The 20,556-nt window shown below is 63.5% G+C and carries 15 protein-coding genes; 6 read left to right on the forward strand and 9 right to left on the reverse strand.

What is annotated here, in order from left to right; genetic code table 11:
- Positions 1-9: 9 nt before the first annotated feature.
- From OO12_RS26655 to OO12_RS28420, 3 genes are all read left to right on the forward strand, one after another.
- A complete protein-coding gene (locus OO12_RS26655; protein ID WP_160296719.1) occupies positions 10-810 on the forward strand; it encodes a GntR family transcriptional regulator in 801 nt (266 codons plus the stop codon).
- Positions 811-911: 101 nt separating this feature from the next.
- The gene (locus tag OO12_RS02690) at positions 912-2,267 is read left to right on the forward strand and encodes an MFS transporter (RefSeq protein ID WP_160296720.1); all 1,356 of its coding nucleotides are present in this window, start codon (positions 912-914) and stop codon (positions 2,265-2,267) included.
- A gap of 199 nt (positions 2,268-2,466) precedes the next feature.
- Positions 2,467-2,634, forward strand: coding sequence for a hypothetical protein (locus OO12_RS28420; protein ID WP_160296721.1), 168 nt, complete (start codon positions 2,467-2,469; stop codon positions 2,632-2,634).
- A gap of 68 nt (positions 2,635-2,702) precedes the next feature.
- Here OO12_RS28420 and OO12_RS02695 read toward each other — a convergent pair whose 3' ends face one another.
- From OO12_RS02695 to OO12_RS02720, 7 genes are all read right to left on the reverse strand, one after another.
- Positions 2,703-4,721, reverse strand: a complete 2,019-nt coding sequence (locus OO12_RS02695; protein WP_034157095.1) for a glycoside hydrolase family 97 protein — start codon at positions 4,719-4,721, stop codon at positions 2,703-2,705.
- Positions 4,722-4,759: 38 nt separating this feature from the next.
- A complete protein-coding gene (locus OO12_RS02700) occupies positions 4,760-5,797 on the reverse strand; it encodes a cupin-like domain-containing protein (protein WP_052215475.1) in 1,038 nt (345 codons plus the stop codon).
- Positions 5,794-7,293 (reverse strand): tryptophan 7-halogenase, encoded by a 1,500-nt coding sequence (locus tag OO12_RS02705; protein WP_034157096.1) that lies wholly within the window; start codon positions 7,291-7,293, stop codon positions 5,794-5,796. The genes OO12_RS02700 and OO12_RS02705 overlap by 4 nt, the downstream gene beginning before the upstream one ends.
- Positions 7,290-8,828, reverse strand: a complete 1,539-nt coding sequence (locus OO12_RS02710) for a tryptophan halogenase family protein (protein ID WP_034157097.1) — start codon at positions 8,826-8,828, stop codon at positions 7,290-7,292. The genes OO12_RS02705 and OO12_RS02710 overlap by 4 nt, the downstream gene beginning before the upstream one ends.
- Positions 8,829-8,912: 84 nt before the next feature.
- Positions 8,913-12,359, reverse strand: a complete 3,447-nt coding sequence (locus OO12_RS02715; protein ID WP_034157098.1) for a TonB-dependent receptor — start codon at positions 12,357-12,359, stop codon at positions 8,913-8,915.
- 203 nt (positions 12,360-12,562) lie between these two features.
- Positions 12,563-12,721, reverse strand: a complete 159-nt coding sequence (locus OO12_RS28425; protein WP_160296722.1) for a hypothetical protein — start codon at positions 12,719-12,721, stop codon at positions 12,563-12,565.
- A 107-nt stretch (positions 12,722-12,828) separates the two neighbouring features.
- Positions 12,829-14,292, reverse strand: coding sequence for an MFS transporter (locus OO12_RS02720; RefSeq protein ID WP_034157146.1), 1,464 nt, complete (start codon positions 14,290-14,292; stop codon positions 12,829-12,831).
- Between the two features lie 146 nt (positions 14,293-14,438).
- Here OO12_RS02720 and OO12_RS02725 point away from each other — a divergent pair, with 146 nt between their 5' ends.
- A complete protein-coding gene (locus OO12_RS02725; protein WP_034157099.1) occupies positions 14,439-15,452 on the forward strand; it encodes a LacI family DNA-binding transcriptional regulator in 1,014 nt (337 codons plus the stop codon).
- A gap of 193 nt (positions 15,453-15,645) precedes the next feature.
- On the opposite strand, the gene cml is transcribed toward OO12_RS02725, so the two are convergent.
- The gene (gene cml, locus OO12_RS02730; RefSeq protein ID WP_034157100.1) at positions 15,646-16,842 is read right to left on the reverse strand and encodes a CmlA/FloR family chloramphenicol efflux MFS transporter; all 1,197 of its coding nucleotides are present in this window, start codon (positions 16,840-16,842) and stop codon (positions 15,646-15,648) included.
- A gap of 230 nt (positions 16,843-17,072) precedes the next feature.
- Positions 17,073-18,479: a short-chain fatty acyl-CoA regulator family protein gene (locus OO12_RS02735; protein WP_034157101.1), complete on the reverse strand. Its 1,407-nt coding sequence runs from the start codon at positions 18,477-18,479 to the stop codon at positions 17,073-17,075.
- A 138-nt stretch (positions 18,480-18,617) separates the two neighbouring features.
- Here OO12_RS02735 and OO12_RS02740 point away from each other — a divergent pair, with 138 nt between their 5' ends.
- A complete protein-coding gene (locus OO12_RS02740) occupies positions 18,618-19,031 on the forward strand; it encodes an acyl-CoA thioesterase (protein WP_152616237.1) in 414 nt (137 codons plus the stop codon).
- 4 nt (positions 19,032-19,035) lie between these two features.
- Positions 19,036-20,547: an MmgE/PrpD family protein gene (locus OO12_RS02745; RefSeq protein WP_034157103.1), complete on the forward strand. Its 1,512-nt coding sequence runs from the start codon at positions 19,036-19,038 to the stop codon at positions 20,545-20,547.
- Positions 20,548-20,556: the final 9 nt, after the last annotated feature.

Here is a 20,556-nt window from a genome sequence, read left to right on the forward strand (position 1 = left end):
ATGATCAGGGTGCCGACAGATCTTCCTTCAGTAGCCACATTCACCGCGCCCGCGCTCAGCGGGTTCGTCGATGTAGAGCGCAACCCCACCCAGGCAGTCCATTACTGGCTCCGCCGCGACATCGTGCGCGGCGTGTTCCGGCCAATGGAGCGGCTCAAGATCGCCGAGCTGGTCGATTTCTACAAGGTCGGGCACAGCCCGGTGCGCGAGGCGATCCTGCTCCTCACCACCGGCGGCCTTGTCCTGCACGAGCATCAAAAGGGCCATCGCGTCGCACCGGTCTCGCTCGCCGATTATGCCGATCTGGTCGGCGTCTATCGCCGCATCTACCGGCTGATGCTGAAAATGGCGCTCGATCACGGCGATGACGCCTGGGAAGAGGCAGTGGTGGTGCAGCTCCACCGCTCGCTCAAGGTGCCGAAACTGTTCGACAGCCCGGAGCATCGCGAAACCTGGCAGCTGGCTTATGGCGGATTGCATTACACCCTGCTCTCGGGCTGCGGCTCGCCGATCCTGATGCAGATCTGGACTGATCTCGGCAACCGGATCGAGCGCTATATCAACCTGTTTGCTGATTATGAGGTCGACCTGGCGCTCGACCATCACAGCAAGCACCGCGAGATTGTCGATGCGCTGGTCAAGCGCGATGCGCCGCGGCTCGAGACGCTGGTGCGGGATTTCTTCGAGATGGGGACTTCGTTTCACCAGACCGTCACCAACACGCTTGCCGGGATGGAACAGGTGGACATTGAGGACAGCGATGAGCTGGTCGCGGCCGCCCCGAAACGCGGACGGCCGCGCAAGAAATAGTCCATGCCGCCGCGTCGGTGCGAATATCCCCAGGATTCGATATTTTATTTGGATAATTCGCGATAATTTATCTAGTCTCGCAGAAAATGCGGGAGAGAGACGTGGCGGATTCGGTTGCACCCCGGTTGGGCGTGAAGGGCTTGCTTGGCTTCACAGTCGGCGATTTCGCCTTCAATCTCTACTGGCAGAGCATCTCGCTCTTCCTGCTGTTCTTCTATACCGATGTGGTCGGATTGAGCGCGGCGGCGGCCGGGCTGATCTACATGATCGCGTCGATCTTCGACGCCGCGATCGACCCGATCATGGGCGCGATCGCTGACCGCACACGCACGCGCTGGGGTCGGTACCGCCCCTATATCCTGTTCGGCACGCCGTTTGTCGGCATCGCTTTCGTGCTGCTTTACTACAAGCCGCCATTCACCGGGACCGGGCTGGCTGCGTGGATGCTCGCAACGCACATTCTGTTCCGCATCGCCTATACCGTGGTGTCGATCCCCTACACATCGATGACCGCACGCATCACCTCAAGCTCGGCGGAGCGCGGCACCATCGCCGGCGGGCGGATCATCTTCGCCACGCTCGCCGGGATCGTCATCGCCGTCTCAACTCAGCCTCTCGCTGCGAAACTCGGCGCGGGCGACCTGTCGCACGGCTTCCTGCTCGCTGCGGCGATTTTCGCGGTTGTCGCCACTTTGGTGCTGCCGATCGTGTTCTTCACGACACGCGAGCCTGAAGAGAGCGGTGAGATCGAACCGGCGCTCAAGGCAGGCGATTATTGGCGCGCGTTGCGCGACAATCGTGCGCTCTGGTCGATCCTGCTGGCGATCTGTGCGGGTGTGGTCTGCTCGACCGCGATCGGCAAATCGATCCTCTATTATTTCAAATATTATCTCGCCGATGAGGCCGGCGGGCGCACCACGTTGACGGTTGCCGCTGTCTCGGGCTTGATCGTGGTGCCGATCTGGGTGGCGATTTCTCGCGCGATCGGCAAGCGCAACGCCTGGTTTGCAGCGATCGTCTGGGGGCTGGCGGGCCTTCTCTGGTTTGCGTTCAACGACGTGCGCACCTCGATTGAGGCGACGGGCTTCTTCCTGTGGATGCAAGTCACCGGCCTGGGTCTTGCGCTCGGTTTCTGGTCGATGCTGCCCGACACGGTCGAGTTCGGCGAATGGCGTACCGGGCGCCGGACTGAATCGCTGATCTTCGGCCTTGGACAATTCTTCCTCAAGGTCGCGCTCGGCCTGGGCGCGGGGCTGTTCGGCTGGCTGCTCGACCGGATCGGCTATCATGCCAACGCGGTGCAGACGCCCGAGACGCTGGCCAATATGAAGCTGCTGATCATCGTCCTGCCGTCGATCGGGCTGGCGCTCGCCGGGCTGGCGATGCTGCTCTATCCGCTGCACGGCCGCCGTCACGACGAGATTGTGGAGGAATTGGCAGCGCGGCGGCGCGGCTAGCGCCGTCACCGCGTCAAGCACAGTCAACCATGACTCGTCCGGCGCGGCATGGGTTCATGTTTCGCTAAATCTGGCTGACATCCTCCCTGAACTGTTCCGGCACGATGAAACGGGCAGGGTTGCAATGCGCGTGTCGCATTGGGGTGCCAGCCTGGGTCGGCCGCAGCGTCGCGGCCGATTCTCTTTTGCGGAGACCCTCATGTCCGAGAACAATGAAGCGCAGGAAAACGAACTGAATCCCGCTGCTCCGCCCGAGGATGAACTGGAAGAGTTTGCCGTCGAGAACGGCGCCGAAGGTGAAGCGGACGAAGACGAAGACGAAGAGGAAATCGGCGCCGAGGAAGAAGGCGACGAGATCGAAGGGTAAGCTTTACGGCCGGGCGATCCGCAAGCGCGTGATCGCCCGGCCGCTCTGCGCATTAAAGCGTGTGCCGGTCATGGCAGCAATTTGAAACGAACCGCCGCGCCGCCGCCCGGCGCCATGTCCAGCGCCAGGCTGTCCCGGTTGGTGACGATGCGTCGTTCCACCACCAGCGCGCCGGGGTTGTTGCGATAATCCGCGCCGGGTCCGTCGCGATAGATTTGCGCTTCATAGCGTTTGCCGGGCGCGAGGAACGACAGGGACTGGTCGAGCTTGCGTGCGGTCTCATTGGTCAGCGCGCCGAGGAACCAATCCTGTCCGCCGCGCGGCTGCCGCGCGACGACGATGTGCTCGCCGATCTCGCCAGCCAGCGTGCGGGAGACCTCCCAATCGGTGGGCACGTCGCGGATGAACTGGAAGGCGTCGGGTCGTGCCTCGTAATTTTCCGGCAAGTCAGCCGCCATCTGGACCGGCGAATAAAGTACGACATATTCGGCGAGCTGCGTCGCCAGCGTCGATTGCACACGGTGAGTCAGCTCGGTGCCGCCGCGTGCGATATCGAAAATGCCCGGGGTGAAGTCCATCGGTCCGCCAAGCATCCGGGTGAAGGGCAGGATGACGACATGCTCGGGCGGATTGGTCGGGCGGCCCCAGGCGTTATATTCCTGGCCGCGCGCGCCTTCGCGGCTGATCATGTTGGGCCAGGTGCGACGCAAGCCCGTGTCCTTGACCGGTTCATGCGCGTCGATCGCGATGCGATGGGCCGCGGCGACCTCCGCGACATGCAGATTGTGTCGCACCATATATTGTCCGGCGAACCATTGTCGGCTGCCATCGGCGGCGATGATGTCGCCGCTGTGCCGGACATAGCCGGTCTTGACCTCCGACACCCCGACCGACTGATAGAGCTTCATCGCGTCGTCGAGCTGCGCTTCATAATTGACCACCGCGCCGCCGGTCTCGTTATGGCCGATCAGCTTGACACCCTTCGTCTTGCCATAGGCGGTGACAGCCTGAAGATCGAAATCGGGATAGCTTCTGGTGAAGCTGAACTTGTCGCCATTGGCGATCCAGTCACCCTCCCAACCCTGGTTCCAGCCTTCGACCAGCACGCCGTCGAAACCATATTTCGCCGCGAAATCCATATAGGCCTTCACATTGGCGGTGGTCGCGCCGTGCCGCCGACCGCTGCCCCAAGTGGTCTTGTCGAGATGCATTTCCCACCACACGCCGACATATTTGCCGGGCTTGAACCAGGACATATCGGCGATCTTGCTCGGGTCGTTGAGATTGAGCTCGATCCGGCTGTCGGCGAGCGCACCGGCGCTGGTGCCGATCAGCACCGTGCGCCACGGCGTGGTGAAGGGACCGGTCTTGTGCGCGAGCGTGCCGTCGGGCCAGGGCATCAGCCGCGCGGTCAGCGTGCCGGCGCCATTGCCGGCCAGCAACATGCTGGGGAAATCGATCAGCGCCGCTTCATGGAAGGACAGATACAGGCCATTGTCGCCCTTCAGGGTCAGCGGTGTCTCCGCCAGCGTGATGCGGCGCGCATCGGTCCTGGTGTAGAGATATTCGTCGCGTTCCTGGCCGAGCGCCTCGTACCACCAGGCCTGATAGGCGCCGATGGTGTGGAACTCGGTGCGGTCGGCGGTGACCGAGACGGCCTTGCCGGTAGGGACCGCGCCATAAGTGTAGCGAAAGCCGATTCCGTCATCAAACAGACGGAATGTGACGTCGAACGACCCGTTCAGCGGCGTGTCGCCGGTCAGCGATACGGTCAGTTCACGATGATTGTCGCGGATGACGCGCTGCTCGCCCCAGGGCTGTTCCCATGTCGTGTCCGATGCGCCGCGCCGTGCCGCGGTGATCGCGGTGTAGCGCGCATCCGGCTCTCCAGCGAAGCTCAGGCCGAGCGCGGACGGGGCGAGCACCGGCTTGCCGTCCCGGCTCACCGTATAAAGCGCGCGACCACCCTCGACCGTGACGCACACCTCGATCACCTTGGTCGGCGACTGGGCGCATTCGCGGGTTGCGGCCGAGGCGGCCGCTGGTGCGCCGAGTGCGGCAAGGACGAGGAGTGGGCGAAGGATCATGGGGAGGAGTCTTTCGTGATACGCGACAGGAAAAGGGGTCATGACGATTTGAGAAAGGCCATTTTGAGCTGTTGCTTCAGCGCGGCGCGGGCCGCGGGGCGCATCGTCCCGAGCGCGCCGCGCAGTTCGGCCGGGATATGATCGACCGCGCCTTCGCTGCGAAAGACATGCAGGTCGAACATTGCCTTCCAGTAAGCGCGCTCCGACTGTGGCAGATCGCGTAGTGCGAGCAGTGCGGTCAGGAACACGTCATTCGCGCGCTCCAGCCCGGTGGCGCTATCGCCCCACCAGTAATTGACCATCGCATTGTACGGGTCGCGCGACGTGACATGGTGCCACCAATATTTGGGCATGAAGAGCGCGTCGCCTGGCGCAAGATGCGCGACCCGCGCGGTCGCGATCGCTTCGGCGTAGCGCGGAAAGCGCGCCAGATCGGGCGCCTCGGGATCGACCAGCGACAAGGGCGGGGGATTGTCGAGCGGCCCGACATAGAGATTGCTCACCTGCTCGGGCGGGAACAGTATGAAGCGGCGATGCCCGGCGATCACACAGGCTAGATTATGGTCGTGGTCGTTATGCGTCTGGGTGCGCACTGGCCCGCCAAGCCAGAGCCGAGGTCCAACCGCCGGCAATAGCGGCATCGCATTGTCGCGCACGAAATCGGGCAGGTGGCTGGCGAGCGGCAGCATCTGGATCGCGACGAAGGGCGCATCGGCGGTGCCGAGCAACCGCTCGATCCGGTCAAGCGTTTCGGGGATCGACCGCTGGCGCTTGGAAAAGCTGAACTCGCGCAGGTCGGCGGCATAGCCGAAACGCCCGCCGCTCCTCGCTGGCGCCTCCATCACCGGGCCGGCCATGCCATGGTCCATCGCCTTGAGATAGGCGTTGAGCCGCGCCGGCGAATGCTGGCCAACGGCGAGCGCGGGCCAGGCATCGAACAAGCCGCTCAGCACTACCGGTACGCCGTCCGCGATTAACGCGTCGAGGTTGACCGAGGACGCCGCACGCACCTCGACCGGCGGGAGCTGATCGAGCGGGTTACTTGCCGGCTGTCGCTGTGCCGTACCAACGCTCATGCCGCCTCGCTCCGGCAGAAACTGTCGAGGTACAGCTCATGCGTCGGCTGCTTCAGCACCTGTTCCTTCACAAAGGCGAGGGTGCGGCGGAATTCCTGCTTCATCCGCTCGGGCGGGGTGCGGTCGATCGCCGGCGGCCAGCTTTCGGGCATCAATCCAAGCCCGACGAACAGTGCCTGCCAGCTGTCGAACGAGAAGCTTTCATCCTCCATCGGCGCGATATCGCCGCGCGCCTGGAAGGTCGCGATCTTGTGCGTGAGCGCCTCCGGCCGGGCCGCCGCCCGTGCCTGTGTCCAGAATGGGGAGTCGCCATAGCGGTTGAGCGCGTACCAGGCCGACTGGAAGTCGCGGATACGCTCCAGCGAGGACTGCATCAGGCGGTTATACTCGGCGCGCTCGGCGGCGAAATTCAGGGTCACCGGGAAAAGCTGAAGCAAATGCACCAGGCCAAGCTGGATCGCGTGCAGATCGACGCCATGGATCGGATCGAGCGTGCAGGCGGTCTCGCCGATCGCGACGCAATTGCCTTCCCAGGCGACATGCCGCCGGCTCGGGTCGATGACGCTAAGGGTGGCGTCCGACACGCTCAGGCCGGACGCGACGGCCATCGCGCGCAGGGCCTCTTCGTCGCTGCAGCAGGCGCTGGAATAATGCTGCACGACATGAGTTGCGACCTGGCTGGGAAAAAGGCCGAGCCAGCCATCGCGCCAGGCGCGGATCTCGCCATAGGCCGGGACCGACAGAAAGCGCGATGTCTGCGCACTCAGCCGGCGATCGATGCCGAATTGTGGTCGCCATGCATCGCGCCCAACGCCCAGCGCCTCGCCGATCAGCAACGCCTCGGGGCCGGTGGCATCGATGAACAGGGCGCCGTCGATCCGGCGCCCGTCGTCGAGCGTGATCGCGCGGATCCCGCCTTCATCACGCTCGGCCGCCACCGTCGCGGTGTGATGAATGACCACGCCGAGACGCGCCGCCAGAGTCTTCAGCGTGGCGACATAGGGCAGGGCGGGCAGATGATAGCCATAGTCGGTGCGGCCGAAAATCTCGGTCGTCTCGTCGGGCAGCATCATCCGCCCTTGTTTCGCGGCGGCGGCGGTCAGGCAGAAATCTTCGAGCGCGACATCGAGCCCGAAGCTGCGCGCCTTGACCCAATAGGGGAAGAAGGCGTTGCCATCGATCGGCGCGCCATAAGCGCCGCTGGCATGCATGAAGGACGGGGTCGCACCGGAAGAGTCGACGAAATTCTGCCCGAACGAAAAACTGCCTCCGGTCGTCCTGAGCAAGGCAGCCTCGTCGAGCCGCAGTTGGTTGTGCAGCGCTTCGATCGCCGGTTGCGTGACGATGACCTCGCCGGATCGTAGCCGCGTCGGCAGTTCGATCGCCTCGACGCTAACCCCGGCCGGGCCGAGCGCGCGCTGGATCACGCTCGCCGTCAGCCACAGCGCGGCATCGCGACCGGCGATCACCACGCGATTGGGGCGCGTGTCGCTCATGATGGCATCCCCGCCAGATCGGCGCCGGCGCAATAGCTTGCCACAAAGTCGCTATGCACGGGCATCGCCGCCGTGTTGGTCGCGATCCTTCCGGCAAGGTCGGCCAGCCTGGTGTCGAGCGTATCGAGGTCGAGCGCGTCGGCGAGCCGGTTATAGCCGGTCGGCATGATGCGCTGTCCGATCAGCACCGACAGCCAGCTCTCGCGTGAGAACAGGCCATATTGATAATTGGGCGCGGTGGCGCGCGTACGGAACAGGTCGATCTTGTGCGCCAGGCTTTCGGGCAGCGTCATGGCCCGGACATAGTCCCAGAGCGGCTCGCCGAGACGCTCATTGGCGGCATAATGCAGGACCAGAAAGTCGCGCACGCGTTCATATTGGAGTTCCGACAGACGGTTGAACTCACGCGCCAGCCGTGGATCGATCCGTCCGTGTGCCGTGGCGGGCGGCATCAGGTTGATCAGGTCGATGACGGCCGCCTGGACCAGGAAGATGCTGGTCGATTCCAGCGGCTCGAGGAATCCGCTCGCCAGGCCGATCGCGATGCAATTGCCTGCCCAGGTCCGCACCCGGCGGCCCGGCGAGAAGCGCAACAGTCGTGGCTCGGCCTGCGCCGCGCCGTCAAGTTGTGCGAGCAGCGCGTCGCGCGCGTCATCGACCTCGATGAAGCGGCTCGAAAAGACATAGCCATTGCCGGTGCGGTGCTGCAGCGGGATGCGCCAGATCCAGCCGGCTTTCTGCGCGGTGGATCGCGTGTAGGGCGTGAAATCATCGGTCCGGTCGCACGGTACCGCGAGCGCCCGGTCGCATGGCAGCCAGTGCGTCCAATCCTCCCAGGCGACCTCGAAAACGCCGCCGAGCAGCATCGATCGGAACCCGGTGCAGTCGATGAACAGATCGCCTTCGATCCGCTCGCCCGACTTGAGCGTCAGCGCGGTGATATCGCCCGACTGGGCATCGCGCGCGATGTCGTTGACCATGCCTTCGATACGGTGCGCGCCACGCGCCACCGTCCAGCGGCGCAGGAACCGGGCGTAAAGGCTCGCGTCGAAATGATAGGCATAGGCATAGGTCGAGCGGATCGATTTCGGGTCCTCATTGGGAAATTCGAACGCATTCCGCTGTGCCGCCGTGACCGCGTAGGAATAGGCATCGAGCGGTGCGACGTCGCGGCCGGCCTGGCGGGCGCGGACCCAGTGGTGCTGGAAATCGACCCCGCCCCAGGGCTCGCCGAACACGCCGAATGGATGGATGTAGGAATCGCCGGGACGGTGCCAGTTGCGGAACTGGATGCCGAGTTTGAAGGTCGCCTGGGTCTCGCGCATGAACTCGGCTTCGTCGACGCCGAGCAGGTCGTTGAAGGTCTTGATGTGCGGCAGCGTCGCCTCGCCGACGCCGACCGTGCCGATCTCGTCGGACTCGACCAGCGTTACCGCATAGTCCGCAAGATCGAGCCGTCCGATCAGGCCCGCCGCGCACATCCAGCCCGCCGTGCCGCCGCCGACGATGACGATCCTGAACCGGGGCGGGGGCATGATAGTGTCTCCCTGCATGCGCGTGTTACCCGACCATATCGAAAAGCGGGCGTCGCCGCAGGGTGCGACGACGCCGGGCCAAGGTCAGAATTTGAACCGCGCGCCGAACTGGAAGCGCCGGTCGACGCGGCCCCAGTTCGAGTCGAGATAGACCGGCTTGGCGCCCGGTGTCCTGATCGTGTCGCCGAAGATCTGCTGCTGATATACGGTGGTGGTGTTGAGCAGGTTCGATCCTTCGATCGACAGTTCGACATATTTGTTGACCGAGAAGCGGATCGATCCGTCGAGGAAGCCGGCCGCCTTCTGGAACACCGGCAGGCCGATGCAGCAGTCGAGGTTGTTGGTCAGGAAACGCGACCGCCAGTTATAGGCGAGGCGCAGGCCGACCGGGCCATATTCGTACAGCCCGACCACGTTGAAGGTATGATCGGAAATCCCCGCAAGGCGATGCGAGTCGATCACCGCGCCGCGGCCGCCGCTCACGTCGAGGCCGGCGCCCTGGCCACCGGTGCCGCCGGCATCGAGCGCGCCCACCGCGATCAGGTTGGAATTGTTGATCCCCGATTGCTTGACGAACGTGTAGTTGAGCTGAGCGCCAAGACCCTTGAGCGCGCCCGGCAGGAAATCGAAAAAGGTCTGGTACGCGGCTTCGAAGCCATAGAGTTTGCCGCCGCCCTTTTCGTTGCGCGGGCCGCGCAGCAATATCGTCTGGGTCGAACCGTTATTGGTGATGGTTCGCGTGAAGTCGCCATAAGCGATGCTGTTGTGCAGTTTCTTGAAGAAAGCGCCGAAGGTGAACGAGCTGCTCGGGCCCATATAGCGTTCATAGGTCAGGTCGAACTGGTCGGCGAGAACCGGCTTCAGTCCGGCAAAACCGGATTCGGCGCGGAACACGAAATTATATCCGGTGACGTTCCCCTGTGCATCGCGCACCAGATAGGGCGAGCTTGCACTGCCATCATACACCGGGGCCTGGATCGAGACGAAGTTGCGCAACAGGCCGAAATCCGGACGTGCCATGGCACGTGATGCGGCGAAGCGGATGAACTGTTTGCTGTCGAGACCGAACCGGACGTTCAGGGTCGGCAGCACATTGGTGTAATCCGTCTTGAAGTTGTTCGGGTCGCTACCGCCGTTGGCGAACGCGCGGATCGCCGGTGTCAGGGAGCAGGCCGGGTTGACCACCCATCCGTTGGGTGGCGGAGCACCGGGCACGCAAGGCGCGACATTGTCGAAGATGTTCGCGGCGGGGAAACCGATACGGCCTTCGCTATCGATACTGGTCTTGACGACGCGGACGCCGATATTGCCCTGAACATTGATACCGCCGAAGATCGTCTTGTCGTCGCCGCCGAAGCGCAGCATCGCATAAGCTGCGGTGGTCTTCTCCTTCACCTGCATCACTTCCTGCGGCAGGAAGCAGCTATTGGCGATCAGGCCGCTCCGGTCGCAGATCGGCGACCAGCCGGCACCCAGCGGCGAGTTGGTGTTCGGGCCGCTCAACGATGAGACGAGCTTGTCGAAATTCCTAAGCGTCGGGCGGTTCAGATAGACCAGGTTGCCATTGTCATAGACATTGCCGTTGAAGAAGCCGTTGCCAAGGTCGGTCGATTCCCAGATGCCCGCGCCATAGCCCTTGAAATCGGCATGCGGCTGCGCGCAGGCGGGGTAAGCGGCCGGCGCGGTGTTGTCGATGTTGAAGCCCGGGCCGTTGCAGTTCCACGGAGCCGCGATCGGCGACCAGTTGAAGGTCGAATAGCGTACCGTCTGGTTGCGATCGGCATAGCGTACGCCGACCTTGAGCGAATTGAGCCAACCGCCATCGGCTAAGTCATATTCGACATCGCCGCGCAGCGCGAATTCGTCGGCGTCATTGTCCTCCACATGGCCCTGAATGAACGGCATCCAGTAATTGTGCGGATTGGCGAGCCCGCCGGCCGCATAATTGACGTTGGAGCCCGGCAGCAGCTTGACCGTCGGGGTGCCGTTGCGGTCCACGCTATAGTCCATGTTCGCCATCGATCCGGTGGCGACCAATATGTCGTTATTGTTGGTATGCGCCCAGATCTTCTGCACATCGAGATTGAGGTGCAGCCGGTCGTTGACATCCCATTTGATGTTGCCGGAAAGATCCTGGGTCCGCTCGCTGTGGTCGAAGTTGCGGGATTCGTTCTGGAAATAGAGGCCGTCGCGGAGCGATGTGCAGGACGAGCCTGCGCCGCAGTAATTGACGAACGGCATACCAGGAACGGCCGAGCCAGTGTCGATTGCCGCTTGAGAGCTGTCGAAACTGCCGCGCCAGCTGCCATGACCCTGAGTCAGCGTGCCCGATTGCAGCATGCCGTTCGACCCGAACACCAGAGCGGACGTGCCGGGCGCCGCGCCCAGGATGGTCGACTTGCGCGGGTTGTAGGCAGGTGTGCCGTAATAATTGCCGTCGAAGATCGTGTGCGACGCGCGCTCCAGCCAGGCGTTGCGATATTTGGAATCATTGTACTGCACGCTGGCGCGGAAATCGCCCGTCGGATCCTCATATTGCGCGGCGAGCGCGATGCCGCGGCGGGTGCGGTCATAGTCGACCTGCGAATAGCGGATGCCGTCCGGCGCATAGGCCCAGCCGGTCCCGCCGAACGGATTGGAGGCGCAGGCGATCTTGCCGTCGGCGCCGACGGTCGCCGTCTTTTGGGGATCAAGCGCAGCGTCCGAGCAATAGGTGTCGATCTTGTCCATGATCACGCTCTCGGTGCGCGTCACGACATGCGAATGGGCATAGTTGGCGAGCAGGCCGAACGTGCCCGCCCCGGTTTCGGCCGAATAGCTCAGGATACCGGAATATTCATAGTTCCAGTCCTTCGATCGGTCACCATAAGTGGCCTTGACGTTGCCGGCGACGAGCAGCCCCTTGCTGTCGAGCGGCAGGCGGGTACGCAGATTGACCGTGCCGGCAATGCCGCCTTCGATCATCTCGGCGGTCTGGTTCTTGTACGCATCGACGCCGGCCATCAGTTCGGGCGAGACATCGTTGAAATTGAGCCCGCGTGCCGCGTCGGCGGAGAAGCTGTCGCGCCCGTTGAACTCGGTACGGACCTGCGGCAGGCCGCGGATCAGGACACCCGCCGGCTCGCCCGAAGGATGGGTGCTGTCGTCGCTCGACTGGAGACGCGAGACGGTGATGCCGGGCACGCGTTGTAATGCCGCTGCCACCGACTTGTCCGGAAAGGCGCCGATGTCCGTCGCGGAGATCGAGTCGACCACCGTGTCGGCGTTCTTCTTGGTGCTTTGCGCGGAAGCAAGCGCCTGGCGCACGCCGACCACGACGATGTCGTCGCTCCTGTCTTCGGTTGCGGTATCCGCGACTGAGGTGGCGCCGGACGATGATTGCGTCTGGGACGGGGTATCGGCCACCGCGTTGGCGGGGGGCGAGGTCTGCGCCTGCGCGGCGCCTGCCGCCCCCATCATCGCCAGCGCCAGCAACGATACGCCACCATGCAGCATCACGTTGCGGGCGTGCCCCGAAAACTCGTTCTTCATGACATGCTCCCCTTTAGTACCGCCCCTGTCGGCGCTGTTCGATCCGTTGAAAGTGCATGAGGTCGCGGCTGTGGGTTCGAGAGGAACCGCCAGGTTCGAGCCGGATGGTACCTCAAGGATCGAGGGCGCACCGAACCGTCCGCGGCATGGCGCGGCGGCATATTCCGGTCACTTGGCTCCGCGCGATTTTGCATGCGCTTTCATCATCCCCCTGTCGGATGCGGCGCTTCAATGGCGTCGTCATCATCTATTTGCGTAAATTTGCGTAATATGCCAAGGGATGCAAGAAGTTTTTTCGAGCCGCTAATTTGCCAGAATATGGCGAAATTCAGCGGATTTTCTGCCAGTTCATGCGTTTTCATGCTGCGGGGCAGCACTCAATCCGAGAGCGAAAATTTGCAAAAAGTCAAATCTATGCAAAATTTTGCATGGATTTCAGGATGGTTTCTCGCTGATGATCGACTCCGGATCAGGCGATGATTCGCCGATCGCCTTCGGTGTCCGGAATCGTCAGTGCAATGGCTGCGGCAATGATCAGCGCAGCCGCCGCCAGTCCGAGCGCGGAGATCGCCTGTCCGTCAAACGTCTGCTCGACCAGCAGCCCCAATATCGCCGAGGCGACCAATTGCGGCAGGACGAGGAAGATATTGTGGATGCCCATATAGACGCCCATTTTGTCGGGCGGGACGGCGCTGGCGACCATCGCATATGGTGCCGAAAGGATCGACGCCCAGGCACAGCCGATACCAAGGATCGGGATCCACAATAGTGAAGGATCGTCGATCAGCGGGAAGCCGGCCAGCCCGAGCGCGCCAAGCGTCAGGCACAGCGCGTGACTCTTGCGCCGGCCGATCAGGCGTTCGAGCCGGGGCAGGCTGAGCGCGGCGATCGCCGCCACGCCATTATATCCGGCGAACAGGATGCCGACCAGATCGGCGCTTTGACCATATGCCGCGGAGCTCACGTCGTTGGTGTCGAAGTGATGCGCCGCGACCGCCGGGATCGCATAGATCCACAGTGCGAACATGCCGAACCAGGTGAAGAACTGGACGATCGCGAGTCGTCTCAGCACCGCGGGCATGAGGATGATATCATCGACGATCTGCAACAGCCCTTGCGATGCGCGACCATGCCGCCTTAGCCAGGCCGCGGCGACCTGAGTCAGGCCGAACATGACGGCGATGGCCGCGAGCAGAAACACTTCGCGCCGATATCCCTCGATTGCGGTGACCAGGCCGAGCACCGATCCGCCTAGGGTCCAGGCCGCACCTCGCCATGCCATTGCTCCACCGCTCGCCATCGGCGTCGTCACCTGCGTCGGTCGGCGTGCCATGTCGGCCATCAGGCTTGCCGGCGGTCGTTCCGATGTCGTGAAAACGGTCCAGGTCACGGCGACGATCAGCGTGACAGCGCCGATATAGAAGGCAAAGCGGACCGAGGGCGGCAGGGCGCCGGGCGGTGCCTGTCCCGAGATGCCGAACCAATGCGTCAACATCCACGGCAAAGCGGAGGCGAATACCGCACCGACGCCGATGAAGAACACCTGCATGGCAAAGCCGGCATCACGCTGTTCCTCGGGCAATGTATCGGCGACGAACGAGCGGAATGGCTCCATCGCGATATTGACCGACGCGGTCAGCACCCACAGCATCACGCTGGCCGACCACAAGGTCGTTGTGTTGGGCATGACGAGAAGCGCGAGCGCGGTGAGCAAGGCGCCACCGAACAGATAGGGGCGCCGACGACCGAGCGGGCCCCAGGTTCGATCGCTCAGATGTCCGACGATCGGTTGTACCAGCAGACCAGTGATCGGTGCGGCGATCCACAGGATCGGCAGTTGATCGACATCGGCGCCGAGCGTCTGGAAAATACGGCTGGTGTTGACGTTCTGCAGGCCCCAGACGATCTGCACGCCGAACAAGCCGAAGCACATGTTCCAGATCTGAAAAAGCGAAAGATGCGGCCTGCCCGCCGGTCGGTCCGACGCTGTGTCGCTCACCTGCACAGGGTCAGTCGCTTGCAAAGACCCTCTTTCAATGCATTAAGGCGGCGGAATGCCCCCCCTCGAATTCCGGTGCGATGGCCAGCGATAGCAATAAAATAACCACCCTGGAAGATTTGGCCAAGCTCGCCGGGGTTTCGGTCTCCACGGTATCGCGCGCGCTGAATGATCAGCCATTGATCAGCACGCGGACCAAGCAGCGCATCTGGGCGCTGGCGCGCGAGCACCAATATCCGTTCCGCCGATCGATGCCGGCCGGTCCGATCGGGGCGGAAGGGTCGATCGCGATCGTGACACCGCATATGCGCGGCCGGGCGCTGCCGCTGTCGCACCCGTTCTTCCTCGAGCTGCTCGCCAATATCGGCGAAGCGGCGCGCGCGCGCGATTGCGACTTCACCGTCAGCCACACCGCGCCGGCCAATTATGATGACCTGGTCCTGACCACCACGACCAGCCGGGCGAGCGGCGTCATCTTCCTTGGCCAGAGTATGCTGCACGAAGCGTTCAACCAACTGGTCGATACGCCTGCGCGCTTCGTGGTGTGGGGTGCGCAGCTGCCGGGCCAGAAATACCGCTCGATCGGCTCGGACAATCTGCTTGGCGGCAGGCGCGCGACGCTCCATCTTGCGCGGCTCGGGCGGCGGTCGATCGTGTTTCTCGGCGGCAGCGATCCGGAAGCATTGCAGCGTCGTCGTGGCTATCATGACGCGCTGAAGGAGAGTGGAATCGAGGCCGATCCAGCGCTGGTGGTGCCGGTCGAGTTCGAGCTCGAATCCGCCGATGCGGCGGTCAGTCGCTTCATCCAGCGCGGCACCAAATTCGATGGTATCGTCGCATCGAGCGACCTCATCGCGCTGGGTGCGATCCGCGCGCTGCGGCGTGTCGGCTTGTCGGTGCCGCAAGATGTGTCGGTGGTCGGCTATGACGACATGCTGCTCAGCCGCTTGAGTACCCCGACGCTCAGCACAATCCGGCAGGACACGCAGGAGGCGGGACGGCTGCTGGTGTCGAGCATCCTCGACGACAGTTCGAGCCACCATTCGGAGCGGCTGCCGACTGACCTGATCGTGCGCGAATCCTGCGGCGGCTGATCAGCCTCATGTCGGCATCCATCGGCATGCCCGACAGGCGATAGTCCGTCGAACGCGCCATCAGGAACATCGGCAAGTGCAGCACGACGCCGATGGCCACGGCGCAACGGCCGAGCGCGAACGCCCACACCGCCCGCCGATCGGACAAAGTGCTGCCCATGATTGTCCCCGCCCGTTTCCCGCCGGCCTCGGATCAGATCGTCGCAGTGCGCGATGTTGCCGCCAGCAGCGCCAGCGTGACGATGGCCATCGACGTGCAATAGCCAATGATCGGCCAGGCTGAGTCGACCGGCAACAGGATGACGAACGACGTCCCGATGATCCCCACCATCAGGCTCTGAACGCAAAAATAGAGCGCGGTCGCCGTGCCGGCGACTTCGGCGAAGCGTGCGAGCGCACCATTGGCCGTGACCGATACGCTCAGCACGATGCCGATGGCGACGATCCACATTGGCGGAATGAAGGTCCAGGGCGATATGCCGCCGATCATCTGTCCAGCCGACAGCAATGCCGATCCCGTCATCAGCAACGCCATGCCGCGCCTAAGGCTGCCCGGAATTCCCCAGCGCCCGACCAGATTCGCGGTGAAGCGGGCGGTGGCGATCATGACCAGGGCGACAGTCGCGAACAGCAGGCTGAAGGCGAGTTGGGACAGGCCGGCACGTTCGACCAGGACATATGGTGCGGTCGAGAAGAAGACGAAGAATGCCCCCATCGCCGTGCCGAAACCGGTGGTGTAGGTCCAAAAGGCCCGATCCGTCAGGATTGCGCCGAACATGCCCCTTGAACCGCTCCGCATGGCGGGCCGGGTTTCAGGCCATCTGGACAGGGCGTGCAGCGTGGCGGCAAGTGCGAGGCTGCCCAGCAGAGCAAAGATCGCGCGCCAGCCGAGATGTTCGGCGATCAGCGCGCCGGCGATCGGGCCCAGTGCGGGCACGAACGCGAGCATCGATCCGAACAGGCTGTAGATCACCGCACCTTCCGGACGCCGGGCATAGACGTCGCGAACGGTGGCGAAGGTCGCGACGAGCATTGCCGCCGCACCCAGTCCCTGGACCACGCGCACCGTGACGAAGACTGGTGCGGATGATGTGAGCGCGAGAAGGAAGGATGCGATCGCGAAGACCAAACCGCCACCCAGCAGTACCGGCAGGCGGCCGATCCGGTCCGAGAGCGGTCCGAAGATGACCTGGCCGATGCCCAGCACGGCGAGATAAAGGCTCAGGGTCAGTTGCACCATGTCGGGGGATGTCGCGAGAATGGCGGGCATTGACGGAACAATGGGCAGATAGATGTCCATCGCCAGCGAGGCGAGGAGGTCGAACGGGGCCATCAGCAGCAGCGCGATGGGCAGGGAATAGGGCCAGTGATGAGTGTTTTGATGAGGCATGACGATGGGTCCGCGCAAATGTGGGTGACATTCGGCGGCGATCTGCCTCGGGGATGCTCAGCATCAATTGTGAGAATGCAGATGGCCGCAACAACGATCTCGAAAGTTGTTGCGGCTTATTTGTCTGCTGACGGTAGTGTTCCCATCGCGAAAACTCCGAACTGAAGTGATGCCGGTCCGGCGGTATGATGATAGGCGCGCGTGATCGGTCGATCAAGCGAGCGCCAGGCTCAAGTCGTGGGATAGGGCGTGAGCGCGCTGCGATTCTGGTCGATCGCCAGCGCGTGGCCGATCGGCGGAAAGGCGCGTTGCGCACAGGCGGGGCGTTCGCAAACCTTGCATCCCGCACCGATCGGCGTCGTCGCGTCCGGGTCGGACAAGTCCAGCCCCTTGGCATAGATCAGCCGCGCGGCATGACGCACGTCGCAGCCGAGCCCGATGGCGAAAGTCTTGCCCGGGACGCCGAAGCCGCCATTGCCGCGACCGACGGTACGCGCGATCCACAAATAGGTGCGTCCGTCGGGCATGCGGGCAAGCTGAGCCAGCACGCGGCCCGGTTGAGCGAAGGCTTCATAGACATTCCATAACGGGCAGGAGCCGCCCACGCGGGAGAAGTGGAAATCCGTCGCGGATTGCCGCTTGGAGATGTTCCCGGCGCGATCCACCCGGATGAAGAAGAACGGCACGCCCCGCGCATCGGGCCGCTGCAATGTCGACAGGCGATGGCAGATCGTCTCGAACCCGACACCGAAATGCCGGCTCAGCCGTTCGATATCGTAGCGATACTCCTCCGCCGCCCGCAGGAAATCCCCATAAGGCAGGATCAGCGCGCCGGCGAAATAATTGGCCAGCCCGATCCGCGCCAGCATGCGTGCTTCCTCTCCCCGTAAAGCGGAGTCGTCGGTCAGGCGGTCGATAAGGTCGCCCAGTTCGAGCAAGGCGAGCTGCGTCGCCATCTGGAACGCCTGCTGGCCTTGTTTGAGATCGGGCGAGAGATGCAGGGTGCGGCTCACCGGATCGAAACGCCGCTGCGCCTTCTCGCTGTCATCGACAATCAGTCGCACGTCATGGCGCGCGGCCAGCCAGGCGGACAGGCCGGCATGGACCGTATGCGGGGCGAGACCCGCATCGGCATAAAGCCGCTCGGCGGCATCATCGAGCGGCGCGATGTGATTGTGACGGGCGTAGAAAAAATCGCGGACCTGCTCGAACGGCATGCGTGCCGGCGCATCGCCGATCCAGTCGTCGCCAAGCCGCGCCGCCATTGCCTCGTTCCGCTCGATGCCGTCGCGATGCCGCCGGTGCAGCGATACGAGCGTCCGCGCGACCGCCGGCATGTTGGTCGCCAGTTCGCGCATCTCGGCGACTGAGATCGTTTCGGTCTGCGCGCCGTCCGACAATGCTTCGCGCAAATCGGTGACGAGACGGGCTTCGTCATCGTCCGAGAAAATCTGCACATCGACGCCGAACGATGCGTTCAGGCGCAGCAGTACCGGCACGGTGAGCGGACGCTGATTCTGTTCGAGCTGGCTCAGATAGCTGGTCGAGATGGCCAGCGTCTGGGCGAGCGCCGCCTGAGTAAGGCCACGCTCTTCACGCAGCCGCCGCAGCCGCACGCCCATAAAGGCCTTACTCATCGCGTTTCTACTTCACAAACTTTGCAAATCCGCATGATCTTGTCCACATAATCACACTATTTCAGTCATTCTCGCATCGCCATTTGTGTGAATATTGCAAACTCATAGGGTCGGCAAGCGGCTCTTTCGGGAATGACGATGCACACCGCACCGACCAATGGCGCACCGGGTGACACCCGCTTCGTGGAAATGATCTTTCCCGAACAGGCCAATCATTACGGCACATTGTTCGGCGGCGCGGCGCTCAGCCTGATGGGCAAGGCAGCGTTCGTCGCCGCCAGCCGCCGGGCCCGCCAGCCCGTGGTGATGGCGACATCGGACAAGATCGAATTCCATCAGCCGGTTGCGGTCGGCCAACTGGTCGAACTGACGGCGCACGTTACGCGCGTCGGCCGCACATCGATGACGGTCGATGTCGCGGTGGTGGTCGAGACGCTGACCACCGGCGAACGTCGACCGGCCATGCGCGGCCAGTTCGAGATGGTCGCCGTCGATGCCCATGGCGGGCCCGTGCCGGTCGATCCCGAACATCTCTCGTCAAAGGAAGCCTGAGTCCATGAAGCTGCACGACGTCCGCACCTACAAGTCCGCCGAGCCGCTGGCGCGCGAGGATCAACTCGCCTGGAAGCTCGCCGCGGTCGCGACCGACCCGGTCCCGGTCGACGCGGACGTGATCGACATGATCGGCAACCGCATCATCGACAACGCGTCGGTCGCCGCCGCATCGGTCGCGCGCGGACCGATCCGCTCGGCCCGGGCCCAGGCGCTGGCCCATCGCTCGGGGGGTGGCAATAATGCGGGCGCAACGATTTTCGGCCTGGCGCCCGATGTGAGGGTCAGCCCCGAATGGGCGGCCTGGGCCAATGGCGTCGCGGTGCGCGAACTCGATTTTCACGACACGTTCCTGGCGGCCGAGTACAGTCACCCCGGCGACAATATCCCGCCGATCCTTGCGGTGGCGCAAGCGAGGGGACTCGACGGCGCCGCGCTCGTCCAGGGGCTTGCGGCGGGTTATGAAATCCAGGTCGATCTGGTGAAGGGCATTTGCCTGCACGAGCACAAGATCGATCATATCGCACATCTCGGGCCAAGCGCCGCGGGCGGTATCGGCGCCTTGCTCGGCCTGTCGACCGAGATCACCTATCAGGCGATCCAGCAAGCGCTGCACACCACCACCACCACGCGCCAGTCTCGCAAGGGCGAGATTTCGACCTGGAAGGCTTACGCCCCGGCATTTGCCGGCAAGATGGCGATCGAGGCGGTCGATCGCGCCATGCGTGGCGAAGGCGCGCCGTCGCCGGCTTATGAGGGCGAGGATGGGTTCATCGCCTGGCTGCTGTCCGGCCCGGCGCATGTCTATCGGGTGCCGCTGCCCGTCGCGGGCGAGCCGAAGCGCGCGATCCTCGACACCTATACCAAGGAATATTCGGCCGAATATCAGAGCCAGGCGCTGATTGATCTGGCCAGGCGCATGGGGCCGAGGGTCGGTGACTTGTCGCAGATCGAAAGCGTGCTGATCAAGACCAGCCATCACACCCATTATGTGATCGGCACCGGGGCGAATGATCCGCAGAAGATGGACCCGAAGGCGAGCCGCGAAACGCTCGACCATTCGATCATGTATATCTTCGCGGTCGCGCTGGAGGATGGCGGCTGGCACCACGAGAAGAGCTATGCCCCTGACCGCGCGCAGCGTCCCGCGACGGTCGAATTGTGGCACAAGATCACCACCGAGGAAGATCCGGCCTGGACCGCGCGGTATCACGCCAAGGGTTCCGACAAGGCGTTCGGCGGCAAAGTCATCATCAAGCTGAAGAACGGCAAGTCGATCATCGACGAACTTGGCGTCGCCGATGCCCATCCCAATGGCGCCCGGCCGTTCGTGCGCGCGAACTATGTCGAGAAATTCCGCACCCTGGCGGACGGGATCGTCGAACGGGCCGAACAGGACCGCTTCCTGGCGCTGGTCGACAGATTGCCCGAACTCACGGGTGCCGAAATTGCCCAGCTCAATTTCATCATACCCGCCGGGAAGCTTGGAGCGGAAGCTCCGGCTGGCATCTTCTGATGGAGGGAA

This window comes from Sphingomonas sp. ERG5, from assembly GCF_000803065.1.
GTDB lineage: Bacteria > Pseudomonadota > Alphaproteobacteria > Sphingomonadales > Sphingomonadaceae > Sphingomonas.

Coding starts and splice junctions, on each gene's coding strand:
- OO12_RS28420 (WP_160296721.1), top strand. CDS start 2,467: ATGTCCGAGAACAATGAAGCGCAGGAAAACGAACTGAATCCCGCTGCT.
- OO12_RS02695 (WP_034157095.1), bottom strand. CDS start 4,721: ATGATCCTTCGCCCACTCCTCGTCCTTGCCGCACTCGGCGCACCAGCG.
- OO12_RS02700 (WP_052215475.1), bottom strand. CDS start 5,797: ATGAGCGTTGGTACGGCACAGCGACAGCCGGCAAGTAACCCGCTCGAT.
- OO12_RS02705 (WP_034157096.1), bottom strand. CDS start 7,293: ATGAGCGACACGCGCCCCAATCGCGTGGTGATCGCCGGTCGCGATGCC.
- OO12_RS02710 (WP_034157097.1), bottom strand. CDS start 8,828: ATGCCCCCGCCCCGGTTCAGGATCGTCATCGTCGGCGGCGGCACGGCG.
- OO12_RS02715 (WP_034157098.1), bottom strand. CDS start 12,359: ATGAAGAACGAGTTTTCGGGGCACGCCCGCAACGTGATGCTGCATGGT.
- OO12_RS28425 (WP_160296722.1), bottom strand. CDS start 12,721: ATGAAAACGCATGAACTGGCAGAAAATCCGCTGAATTTCGCCATATTC.
- OO12_RS02720 (WP_034157146.1), bottom strand. CDS start 14,292: ATGTGCTTCGGCTTGTTCGGCGTGCAGATCGTCTGGGGCCTGCAGAAC.
- OO12_RS02725 (WP_034157099.1), top strand. CDS start 14,439: ATGGCCAGCGATAGCAATAAAATAACCACCCTGGAAGATTTGGCCAAG.
- cml (WP_034157100.1), bottom strand. CDS start 16,842: ATGCCTCATCAAAACACTCATCACTGGCCCTATTCCCTGCCCATCGCG.
- OO12_RS02735 (WP_034157101.1), bottom strand. CDS start 18,479: ATGAGTAAGGCCTTTATGGGCGTGCGGCTGCGGCGGCTGCGTGAAGAG.
- OO12_RS02740 (WP_152616237.1), top strand. CDS start 18,618: ATGCACACCGCACCGACCAATGGCGCACCGGGTGACACCCGCTTCGTG.
- OO12_RS02745 (WP_034157103.1), top strand. CDS start 19,036: ATGAAGCTGCACGACGTCCGCACCTACAAGTCCGCCGAGCCGCTGGCG.